This window comes from Rhodopirellula islandica (assembly GCF_001027925.1).
GTDB classification, from domain to species: Bacteria; Planctomycetota; Planctomycetia; order Pirellulales; family Pirellulaceae; genus Rhodopirellula; species Rhodopirellula islandica.
Genome location: NZ_LECT01000050.1, coordinates 82,251 through 93,720, shown reverse-complemented (window position 1 = coordinate 93,720; position 11,470 = coordinate 82,251). Strand labels below are relative to the sequence as shown.

The following is an 11,470-nucleotide window of genomic DNA, read 5'->3' as shown; positions in this document are numbered from 1 at the left end:
TTGCTGGATGTGTCCAAGGGTTGTTAGTGACACACGTCGGATGACTTTCTTCGCCCGTGAGGGAAGGGCCGCCTCTCACTTTGAAATGTTGGAATCGACACATGGATGTGTTGCATTGTTTTGGAACAACCGATCCGTTGTTTGACGTGATTCAGGAGATTCGACGGGACGGGGCCGAGCAAACCGTTTATGGCTACGACGAATACAGCCACCACTACCTGTTGAATTGGCAGGGGCAGCCACTCGGGGCGCTGACGGTTCAGGCGGCTGCGAATGGGCGGCTGGATTGTGAGGATCACTATCCAGCGGTCTTGTTGGAACAGCATTGCGACGAACTGATCGCGACTTGCAAGTTGCGGATTCGACGTGGACCGAGCACACCGATTCAAGCTCTTCGAACGCTGGTGCGTCGTGCTTGGGAAGATCAATTGAGCAGGGGGAAACGAATCTCGATCGTCAATGCGGACGTGCGCATGCAAGCGTTTTATCGCCGCATCGGGTTCACGTATCTGCCCGGGTTTGACTTCGTTCATCCCGATTTGCAAACGCCAAGCAACGTGTTGTTGATGGCGGTCGATGCGAGTCAGCGTTCGTATTGCCAGGACCTGTTCGATGGCATCCCAAACCAAGTGGATCAACAGCCGCTCGTGGAGATGTGCTGTGGATCGTTTGCTCAGACCGGTGCGGTTGCCAAGGTTGGCTCGTTGAGATTGGCGGCGGTGGCATGAACGGAAAAATCCTGTCTTATTCGGCGGGGTCCACGTCGTTGGACCCGTACAAGTTTCGCGTCATCGACAGTGGGCAGCCCGCTGAAAAGATGCAGCGACTGGTGAGCACCTTTCCGGCGCTCCAACCATTTTTCGTTGACCCATCGCAGTCGTTGGTGGTGGACGCCTACCCGGCATCCTTGGGCGGGATGGAATCGATGACTCGTGTCATCACCTACCTTCATCCGCCCACCTGCATTCGGGCCTTGCGACTGGCGACAGCGGAGAATCGACGGGTGGTGTTTGTTGCTCAGCCCTTGGCCGGGGCGGATTTGTTGATTCAAGCGCTGGGAACCCAAATGGATTGGCCCAGCGAACTGCTGTGGGCGACGGGCGGGTACCACTTGCCGGCTTCGTTACAGCGGAGCGTCGATGGATGGTTGGCCGAGCGAGGTTGTCGTCTGTCGGTGCTGCAGGCTTACGGGGTGGCGGAACTGGATCACACGCTGTTGGCGTCGATGCATCGCGATCAGGAGTCACGGCCGATTTACCAATTGGTCGACCCGAGATTGGAATTGGATGCGGAGCAGACCGGGGGACGGGGCGATTCGGAGTTGAGCGACCACCTTCGTTTTGGCGGAGAAGAACTACCCAACCACGATCGCATCGAATCGGTCGTCGGGGGATACTGCATTCACGGCAACCCGTCGCTTTATTGCGAGGGGGCACTGCAATGGCTGGAGCAGTGGCAACCGGAAGACTGGCTGAAACACACCGGATACTGGACTGAACGTGGCCGCGTCATCGAGCTTCAGCAACGCGCTGGACGATCATCCAGTGGATCGACGTTGAACAGTGTGAGTTGGCCGGCGATGACTTCTTTGCCAACTGGAGTTCCGTGTCAGTCAGTGGACCACTATGAGTTCATGTCACGAAACGGCATGTCATGGATGGAAAAGCCAAAGTGGAACTCGGCCGCGTTCACGCAGCCCGGCGAGCAAACGAACGTTTTGCGGGCCGCTGCAGCCGCTTGACCATCGCCAAAAGGTTTTGAAACATCCGTCGGCGAAGGGAGGCTTTGTCAACGGATTTGATCAAGGTCGTGAAGTGCTTGAACGTGGACCAGTTGGAATATTCCTCTTGGGTCAAAATCCGCGAATCTTCCCCGAACCAAAAGAGGGGATAGTCGAACTCGGGTTCAACGGTTGGTTCGGCGACGAAGCCAATTGTGCTCAGCCTTCGCTCATTCAACGGGCTTGCTGAAAACGAAACCATTTCGAAATCCGACCGATTGGGGTGCTTTGCCAGAGCAGCGACTTGAGTGAACGCGACGAGACTGAGTGACTCCGTGACCTGATACCAGGGGCGACGACACTGGTTGGTGAACTCCGTCACGGAATCGAGCAACAGGTATTGAGATTGATCCACCAAATCGTCCGCCGAGATATCCAGCCAGGCTAATTCTCCGGCCCGGAACGCGCGAAAGGACTCTACCGTCAACGGCAGCGTGATGCTGACTCCACCGACGGTCTCGTCGTAGCAATCCAAGCGAATGCAGGCTGGATTCCTTCGCCACAATTCGACGTACCTTTGTTCGTAGCGAAAGTACACCTCGTCAATCGCTTTGTCTCGCAACAGGGCGTGCTGCTGACTTTGCGTCGAACCCCATTTTTGGATTTGAACGCTGAAGTTCTCTCGCAATTGTCGAACGATGTCGACGACCTCGGATTCGTTGCGGCACAGGCTGCCCTGATCGAAGCGGCGGTTGGTTCGGAATCGGTCGGCGATGGACCAGGGCAAATCCGCGAACGCGTCTTGGCCCGTGCCGGGGTCGATGCGAATCAATTGGTCCGATTCCATGCCCAGTGCACTGGCGATTCGGCGCATGGTACCGAGAGAAACATTTTGACCGGATTCCGCAAACTGGACGGTCCGCGAGGAAACGCCCGCCCGCATCGCGAGCTGCAGCTGCGACAACCCTAAACTTTGGCGGACTTGCTTGAGCTGAGCGTTGGCGTGAGCCATTCAAAAACCTGTGTTTCTTGTTGAAATGGAGCCCCTTTGCGCCTCTCTTGCGCACCGGGAATTCTGCCGCCCACTATTTTTCCGACAGCCAGTCGCTCCTTCCGAGGCGAATCGTTATTCGCTATGCGATTACGGGGCATCGTCTCGCATGTGAGCGACTGGCTTTTTCCTCCTGGCTCTCCCCCCTCCTGATTCACCAGGAGAAGGTTGGGATGTGCCGTCTGACTCTCGTGCGAGCGAACCAGTGTAGCTGGGCGGAGCAAGCAATCGAAGCCTGCTCGAGTTGTCTTGTTCAAGTGAGGCTTGCTGAATGGCCGAGTCCGCTTCCGATTTTGGGGCGCAGGCGAGATGGATCGATCGGATCTTTTCCAGTTGGAGAGCTGGAGGCGGATTCCAAGGGTGTGGTTGCTTTCGACTGAATGGGGGGGGGTGGGTCCCAGGCCGAACTTTGGATGGTCGGACTGGCGATTGATTGGTTCCCATCTGGTGGGGAGTCGATCCCGGAATTGAGCGAAGGTACCTTCCTTGGAACGATTTCGGTTTGTTCGACCCTTCCAGTTGCTGGTTTGATCAACTCGGAACGGGTTTCGTCTCGTGTCAACGCAAATGAATTGGACTTCGGTGTGGTCGTTCAAAAAACGCTGCTCATGGCAATGGTGTTTGTGCCTTTCCTGGGCACTTCGTTGGTGCGAGGGGATGACTCCCTTTTACCGATTCAGCTGAAGGTCCTGAGCTACAACATTCACCATGGTGAAGGGACAGACAGCAAGCTCGACCTCAACCGCTTGGCGAAGATCATCCAAAAAGTCGACCCCGATTTGGTCGCGTTGCAGGAAGTTGACCAAAACACTCGGCGGACCGGAGTGGTCAACCAAATCGAGGTTCTGGCCGCACAAACGGGTCTGTTTGGGCAGTTTGCGAAGCAACTGGACTATGGCGGCGGAGAGTATGGGCAGGCGATTCTATCGAAGCACCCGATCCAAGCCTTCAAGGTGCATTGGTTGCCAGGTGAACCAGATCGCGAACGGCGGATTGTTGGAGTGGCTGAATTTCAGATTCACGGAAACACTTTTCTTTTCGGGACGACGCATTTGCATCATGCTCGCGTCGACTTGCGTGAAGGACAGACGCGGGAACTCGACCGGCTTTTTGCTCAAGGCACCCTGCCGATGATTCTTGCAGGCGACTTCAACGCCTCGCCGGATTCCCAGGCGATTCAAATGCTGCAGCAGGAATGGCGAATGGCGACGTCGGAACCGATGCCTACCTTTCCTGCAGAATCGCCCACTCGACAACTGGACTATGTTGTCGTGCGTCCAGCAAATTCGTGGCGAATTGTCAAAGCAATGGTCCTGGACGAACCCCTCGCTTCAGACCATCGTCCAGTGCTGGTGGAATTGGAGTGGCTGGGCGAAAACTGAGCGGTGGGGCGTCGCAGGCGATTGGCGGAGAGGTCTGGGGCTTGGGTCGGCAGTGACATCGCAGCCTGGCTGCGTTGTCTTTTTGCTAGGATGTGCGACGCTGTTCCGCTTGTCATTCCGAAGGGACGAATTCACCATGCCCGCGTTTCATATTCAACGTTCCCAAACGATCGACGCTGATACACGCGATGTTTATGACGCGGTCAGGGACTATTCGACTTGGACCCGCTGGTCGCCTTGGTTGCAGGTGGATCCTGATGCGGAAGTGACCGTTAGCAATCCGTCAAATGAATTGGGAGCGACGTATCACTGGAAGGGGGAGCTGGTTGGTGAGGGTTCGATGACCCACCGCGAACTTCAGGCTCCGCAGAGCCGATCGGCAAACTCGTCGGTCCAAGCCGATCTGGCGTTCATCAAGCCGTTTAAGTCGCAGTCCAAAGTGGAGTTCGAAATTCATCCCGTGATGACGGATGGTCGACCGGGATCCAAGATCACCTGGCACATGCGAGGCAAGTTGCCTTGGTTTTTGTTCTGGATGCGATCGATGATGGAAATGTTCGTGGGGATGGACTACGAGCGAGGGTTGTTGATGTTCAAGCAGTTTGTCGAAACTGGCGAAGTGCTTTCGAAGCTGGAAATCAAAGGTGTGGTCAACGAACCCGACCGCATGATCATCGGGCATCGGGGAGGCTGCACGATGGATGACATCGGTTGCCACATGTCAGCGACGCTGGAGCGTGTCAAACCACACTATCGCGAAGATGATGAACGCATTCATGAATGGGCCAGCCTGTATCACACGACGTCGGACCTTCGCAAACGATGGTTCGATTACACGGCTGGTTACTTGGCCGATGCAGGCACGCGCGTTCCGGCGGACTGTGTGGCGGACACCGTGCCCGCCGGCAAGTTTCTTTTGGTCCGGCACATCGGTGACTACGCCCATCTTGGGAACGCTTGGTCGGGTGGGATTCAGTACATCCGCTACAAAAAAATGAAGATGGCCAAAGCGATGGGATGTGAGGTCTATCGCAATGACCCGGAAACCACCGAAACCAAAGATTTGATCACGGATGTTTACATTGCTTTGAAGTGATTCAGTAGCTTTGGGATTTCGATGCTGGCGGAACCACGAATGGTTTCATCGAAGGCACTCGACGCAGGTGTGTCGCCCAGGTTGACTTCGATGCGGCGGCAGTGCGGGGGTGTTTGCGCCACGATGCCAGCGGCGGGATACACGACGCCCGATGTTCCAATCGCGAGGAACAAATCAGCTTGTGTGGCGGCTTTCTCGATGCTTGCCAGGCCAATCGGCATCTCGCCGAACCAGACAACATTGGGTCGCAAGCAGCCTCGCAAGTCATCGTTGTCAGGATCTTCCGGGTGCGGCGTGTCAACGCTCAGGTCTTCGGTCCAGTCAAAGACCTCTTCGGTGTAGGTGCATCGGGCTTGCAGCAATTGCCCGTGCATGGCCAGCACATTCTGGCTGCCGGCGCGTTGGTGCAGGTTGTCGATGTTCTGAGTCACCAACAGGAAATCGCCGCGTCCATGTTCAAGATGGTCGCGTTCGAATTCCGCCAGTGCGACGTGCGCTGCGTTGGGGAGAATCTCAGGGTTCAACAACGCTCGGCGACGTTGGTTGTAGAACTCTTGCACCAACTCAGGGTTGCGAGCGAATCCCTGTGGCGTGGCGACTTCTTCGACGGCGTGACCTTCCCACAATCCGTTGGCGTCACGGAAGGTTGGGATTCCGGATTCCGCAGAGATCCCGGCACCGGTGAGGATGAGAACGTTCATGGCTACGTTGGAAAAGAATCAAACCCTGTGGCACGGTGGTCCCCACCGTGAATGCAAGCATTCGGTCGTGTCGCGATTGAGAGCCTCTGACCTACCGACGCCGTCGCTTTTTCTTTTCGCGTCGGTCGGACTTTTTCTGGTGCCGGAGAGGCGACTTCTTCGACTTGCTGCCGGAGGGGCCTTTGGGATCGCTCTTGCCCGCCGAGTGGTTCTTCACGACGTCGAGGTACAACTGCCGGTCTTGCAGGTCGACTTTGCCAATTCGGACCGTCAGGTGGTCACCCAGTCGAAAGCGGTTGCCTTCTTTGAATCCCGTCAGAACCTGCCCGCGGCGTTCAAAGCGATATTGATCACTGGGCAACTCGGTGACGGGAATGAAGCCATCGACGGGAAGTTTCAAGCAGCGCGCGTGAATGCCATCGGCGAAGACCCGGCTGATCACGGCTTCGAGTGTTTCTCCCTGTTTCTTTTTCAGGAAGTGAAGCAGTTTCAACTGGATCAATTCGCGTTCGGCCTGGGCGGCATTGCGTTCGGCGTCGCTGCATTCATGCCCGAGTTTGACCAACTCCGCGAAAGATTCATCGGGAGTGGGTTTCTTCTCGATCAGTCGCTGCACCAAGCGGTGAACGCTGAGGTCAGGGTACCGGCGGATGGGGCTGGTGAAGTGACAGTAGTGTTCTTTGTCGAGTGCGTAGTGGCCTTCGCGGTGCGGCCCATAGACCGCTTTGCTCATGCTTTTGAGCACCGCAAAGTTGACGGCGTTTTCGAGCGTGGTGCCAGCGACTTTGTCCAGGACGGCTTGGATTTCGAAGCGGCTTTCGACATTGTCAATTCCCAAGCCGAGGTCTTTGACGAAGCTGGTCAGTTGCCGAAGTTTCCGGCGTTCCGGCGGTGCGTGAATGCGGTGCAGGAAATTGAGTTCTTGGTCGTCCAACCAAGTCGCAACCGCTTCGTTGCCGAGCAGCATGAACTCCTCGATGATCTGGTGGCTCTCGGTGTTCTCGGTTTGGTAGGCGCCTTTGACCTTGCCCATTCGATCCAGTTCGAGCTTGATGTCCGGCATGTCCATCGACAGCGCACCATCTTTGAAGCGACGCTTGCGGATTTGCATCGCGAGCTGGTGCATGTGCGTCAGCAGTTCACAGATCGAGTCTCCCCAGTCTTTCTGGAATGCCTCGGGGGACGCGAGGAACTGATCGATTTGCTCGTAGTTGAATCGCTTGTCGCTGCGGATCGCGGCGTTGTGAACTTCGCTGTGGGTGATGGTCAGATCATCCAGCATTTCAATTTCGACCGTCTTCACCAAACGCATGCGTTCGGGCTGAAGGGAGGCGAGGTGATTGCTGATGATCTCGGGGATCATCGGAATCACGCGGTCCGGCAGGTAGACGCTGGTCCCGCGACGACGCGCTTCGACATCCAGTTTGCCAGCGGGCGGAACAAAGTGACTGACGTCGGCGATGTGCACCCACAACCGCCAGCGACCCTCTTCACGTTGCAATGAGATCGCGTCGTCGAAGTCACGTGCATCGAACGGGTCGATTGTGATCGTCAGCATGTCCGTCAGGTCCTTGCGGTCTGCCGGCACGACGTCGTCGTCGAACGCATCGGCTTGATCGCGAGCTTCGTCGAGGACCTCTTCGGAGAACTCATCGGGCAGCGCGTATTGCCGCATGATCGTCAGGGTGTCGATCGCCGGGTTTTTGCTGCTTCCCAGACGCTCGAGGATGACGGCTTCGCCACCGCCCGTTTCTTCATCGGGGAAGTCGACGATTTCGACAAAGATCTTGTCGCCGTCTTGCAGGGGCAGACCTCGCACGTCGCCGACGCTGACGGGCGCTTCGTAGTGAACGCCGTCCAGGTAAACGACGGGACCTTCGATCGTGTCGGAACCGGGTTGGTCAGGTTGCGGGGAGGAGAAAAACGTGCCGGTGAATTGACGGCGTGCGCGCTGCAGCACCTCGACCACTTTGCCTTCGATCCCGCCCCGGCGGCTGGGTGCGATTGTCACAGCGACCAGGTCGCCTTCCAGGGCACCTGCGGTCATGGCAGGGGGAACGAAAACGTCCTCGGGAACATCCGCGTCGACACCGCCACCGCCACTGGAGGGGCGAACGAAACCGAAACCGCCGCCCATGGCACGGCGAAATGTTCCGCGAATTTGGTCTGTGGGGCCACCGACGGCCGCGGCAGCGACGACCAGGTGGTTGCCGCCGTAGATCAGCCGGCCTTCGAGGACCAATTGTTTGACCACCCGACGGACTTCGCGGTAGCCATCCGCGTCGAGTTCCAACAGGGCAGCGATTTGTTTGGGTTTGCTGGGACGGTATTCCGCCGCGTGAACGAGTCGCAGAACGCGATCGATCAATTCTTGTGAGACTTGCATGGCCCCAGAATAGTCGACCGAGGCTTGTCCGGGGTAGGACGTGTTGCCCATCGGCGGCAACGCTTCCACTGGATGGTTTAACGTTCCGATTGGCGGGGTTCGTTCGAATCCAGCAGGGGAAGTTCGTCTTCGGAGCGTTGGAAGATCGCTTCTTTGAAGTGACGGCGACAAACCGTTTGGTACCGCTCGTTGCCCCCGATCTGGACCTGCTCACCGTCGCGGATGACTTGGCCGGATTCACTCACTCGCAGCACCATCGTGGCCTTGCGACCGCAGTGACAGATCGTTTTGAGTTCCGTCAGCGTGTCGGCCCAGGCCAGCAGGTGTTCGCTGCCCTCGAACAGATTGCCTTGGAAATCGGTTCGCAGCCCGTAGGCCAAGACGGGGATGTCCAGGTCGTCGCAAACGTCGCTGAGCTGGCGCACCTGGGTTCGGGTCAAAAACTGGGCCTCGTCGACGAGCACGCAGTGAAGAGGTTGGGATCGTGTCTCTGCCCGGGCGATCTCCAACAGGTTGTCGGAGGTGGTGAACGAAACGGATTCCGATTCGATGCCAATTCGCGAGGCGACTTTGCCACTGCCAAACCGAGTGTCGATCTCGGGAGAAAGAATCAGGGTGTTCATCCCCCGTTCGCGATAGTTGTAGCTGGACTGCAACAAAACCGTGGATTTCCCGGCGTTCATCGTGGAATAGTAGAAATACAGCTTCGCCATGGCAGCGTGTTGGAAATCAGGGGCGAGAATCGGAGGCGGTGGGTCTGTGCCGGATGATTCGACAGTTTGCTAAAGTGCTGACATGAGCACCACCAAACTCGAACCGGCCGCTTTTGATTTGCACCAGCCGTTCCCGCCTTCGGGGGACCAGCCAGCCGCGATTGCCAAGTTGATCGAAGGCATCCAAAGCGGCAAGACCGCGCAGACACTGCTGGGAGCCACCGGGACCGGGAAAACGTACACGATGGCCAACGTGATCGCGTCAGTCCAGCGACCTGCGTTGATCCTCAGCCACAACAAAACGTTGGCGGCTCAGTTGTACGGGGAATTCAAAGAGTTTTTCCCCAACAATGCCGTTCATTATTTCGTCAGCTACTACGACTACTACCAACCCGAAGCCTACATTCCGCAGCGGGACGTCTACATCGAAAAGGATTCCTCGATCAACGAGGAAATCGACCGGTTGCGATTGGCCACCACCAGTTCTTTGGTCAGTCGCCGCGATGTGGTGATCGTGGCCTCGGTCAGCAGCATCTACGGTTTGGGATCGCCGGATGATTACCGGCAATTGGTCGTCGATCTGCATCAAGGTGAACAGACCCGCCGAGATCACTTGCTGTTGAAGTTTGTCGATCTGCAATACCAACGCAACGACATCCAATTTGAACGCGGGAAATTTCGTGTGCGTGGGGATTCGATCGAGCTGTGGCCCAGTTACGAAGAGTTTGCTTATCGGATCGAGATGTGGGGCGATGAGATCGAGAAAATCTCGCTGATCAATCCGACGTCGGGCGAGACCATCAAAACGGTCGAGCACCTTTACATTTATCCGTGCAAGCACTTTGTGATGCCGGAAGACCGCATCCAACGGGCGATCCGAAGTCTGCGAGAAGAGCTGGCGCAGCAGCTCGAGGTCTTTCAGTCGCAAGGGAAATTGCTGGAGGCTCAGCGATTGTCGGCGCGAACCAAATTCGATCTGGAGATGCTGGCCGAGGTTGGGCATTGTCCCGGCATCGAAAATTACTCGCGTCCGCTGTCCGGCAAAGAACCCGGTGCGACCCCGGACACCTTGTATGACTTCTTTCCCAAGGACTTCATCACGTTCGTCGACGAATCGCATGTGACCGTGCCTCAGGTTCGGGCGATGTACGCCGGTGACCGAAGTCGAAAAATCACGTTGGTCGAACACGGGTTCCGGCTTCCCTGTGCGCTCGACAACCGGCCGCTGAAGTTCAATGAATGGGAAGAACGCACCGGGCAGATTTGCTTCGTCAGCGCAACGCCCAGCGACTATGAACTCGAACGCACCGGCGGCGAAGTGGTGGAGCAGATCATTCGCCCCACAGGCTTGCTCGATCCCGAGGTCGAGATCGTTTCGGCTCGCGGGCAAGTGACGCATCTGCTGGAACAAGTTCGCATTCGTGCGGAACGCAATGAACGCGTTCTGGTCACGGCGCTGACCAAACGTTTGGCGGAGGACTTGGCGAACTATTTCCAAGAACAAGGTGTTCGCTGCCGATGGTTGCACAGTGAATTGAACGCATTCGAGCGAGTGGATTTGTTGCAGGAACTGCGGGCTGGTTCGTTCGATTGCTTGGTCGGTGTGAACCTCCTTCGAGAGGGCCTCGACCTTCCTGAGGTTTCGTTGGTCGCGATCTTGGATGCGGACAAAGAAGGCTTCTTGCGGAGCGAAACGAGTTTGATTCAAACGATTGGTCGTGCAGCTCGAAATGCAAATTCCCGCGTGATTCTGTATGCCGACAAGGTCACCAATTCGATGCAGATGGCGATCGACGAAACCGAGCGTCGCCGTGTGATCCAGATGGAATACAACACCAAGCATGGGATTGTGCCGAAGACCGTTCTCAAGGCGATTCGCAAAGGCATCAACACCGACGCGGCCAACCACAAGGATTCGACCCGCAAGGCGCAGGACAGCGGCGAACCCACCTACATCACGATCGAGTACGTCGACAAACTCGAGCAGGAGATGTTGTCTGCGGCGGAGGACCTGGAATTCGAGCGTGCGGCAAGATTGCGAGACCGGGTGCTGCAACTCAAAGAGCACATTGGCAAACCACTCTCCGACGTAGAAATCGTCGACGAGAAATCGGCTGGCAAGTCAGGCGGCCGCGGACGCGGTCGTCGCGGGGCCAAGAAAACGGGGGCCAGCAAAGGCACCAAGATCCCGCGGCCAAAACGCGGTTGATGCCCGCTCAAGGTGTTGCCCGATTGTGCCGATCAATCTGTTGATAGCAATTGTTCTGGCAAGGGGCGTTTGGAAAAGATTGTCTGGCAATCGGATTCGAGCGAGATGGAGTCCGTTTCCTCTTGAGTTGAGGGGACGCGGTGCTTTATACGCAACGGTCGCGAAATGAAGTTTTGATGAAGCGGACGGGGCGGACGATCCCGCTTTGAACA

Annotated in this window: 9 protein-coding genes; 5 read left to right on the top strand and 4 right to left on the bottom strand. The window is 56.9% G+C overall.

From position 1 onward, the window contains the following. Positions 1-101: 101 nt before the first annotated feature. Both RISK_RS25320 and RISK_RS25315 read left to right on the top strand, forming a co-directional pair. Positions 102-728 (top strand): hypothetical protein, encoded by a 627-nt coding sequence (locus RISK_RS25320; RefSeq protein WP_047817113.1) that lies wholly within the window; start codon positions 102-104, stop codon positions 726-728. Further along, positions 725-1,741, top strand: coding sequence for a hypothetical protein (locus RISK_RS25315; protein WP_047817112.1), 1,017 nt, complete (start codon positions 725-727; stop codon positions 1,739-1,741). The genes RISK_RS25320 and RISK_RS25315 overlap by 4 nt, the downstream gene beginning before the upstream one ends. On the opposite strand, the gene RISK_RS25310 is transcribed toward RISK_RS25315, so the two are convergent. Next, positions 1,689-2,732, bottom strand: a complete 1,044-nt coding sequence (locus RISK_RS25310; RefSeq protein ID WP_047817111.1) for a helix-turn-helix domain-containing protein — start codon at positions 2,730-2,732, stop codon at positions 1,689-1,691. The genes RISK_RS25315 and RISK_RS25310 overlap by 53 nt on opposite strands. Before the next feature lie 506 nt (positions 2,733-3,238). On the opposite strand from RISK_RS25310, the gene RISK_RS25300 reads away from it, so the two are divergent. After that, entirely contained in the window at positions 3,239-4,153 is a 915-nt protein-coding gene (locus tag RISK_RS25300) for an endonuclease/exonuclease/phosphatase family protein (protein WP_236696692.1), read from the top strand. A gap of 136 nt (positions 4,154-4,289) precedes the next feature. Beyond that, positions 4,290-5,249, top strand: coding sequence for an SRPBCC family protein (locus RISK_RS25295; protein ID WP_047817109.1), 960 nt, complete (start codon positions 4,290-4,292; stop codon positions 5,247-5,249). Here RISK_RS25295 and RISK_RS25290 read toward each other — a convergent pair. From RISK_RS25290 to RISK_RS25280, 3 genes are all read right to left on the bottom strand, one after another. Then, positions 5,231-5,950 (bottom strand): SIR2 family NAD-dependent protein deacylase, encoded by a 720-nt coding sequence (locus RISK_RS25290; protein WP_047817108.1) that lies wholly within the window; start codon positions 5,948-5,950, stop codon positions 5,231-5,233. The two genes, RISK_RS25295 and RISK_RS25290, sit on opposite strands and share 19 nt — an antisense overlap. Before the next feature lie 91 nt (positions 5,951-6,041). Next, positions 6,042-8,336: a ribonuclease R family protein gene (locus RISK_RS25285; RefSeq protein WP_047817153.1), complete on the bottom strand. Its 2,295-nt coding sequence runs from the start codon at positions 8,334-8,336 to the stop codon at positions 6,042-6,044. A gap of 77 nt (positions 8,337-8,413) precedes the next feature. Beyond that, positions 8,414-9,049: a thymidine kinase gene (locus RISK_RS25280; RefSeq protein ID WP_047817107.1), complete on the bottom strand. Its 636-nt coding sequence runs from the start codon at positions 9,047-9,049 to the stop codon at positions 8,414-8,416. A gap of 82 nt (positions 9,050-9,131) precedes the next feature. Here RISK_RS25280 and uvrB point away from each other — a divergent pair, with 82 nt between their 5' ends. Then, on the top strand, positions 9,132-11,258 hold the full coding sequence (gene uvrB, locus RISK_RS25275) for an excinuclease ABC subunit UvrB (RefSeq protein WP_047817106.1): 2,127 nt from the start codon (positions 9,132-9,134) through the stop codon (positions 11,256-11,258). The last annotated feature ends 212 nt before the right edge of the window (positions 11,259-11,470 follow it).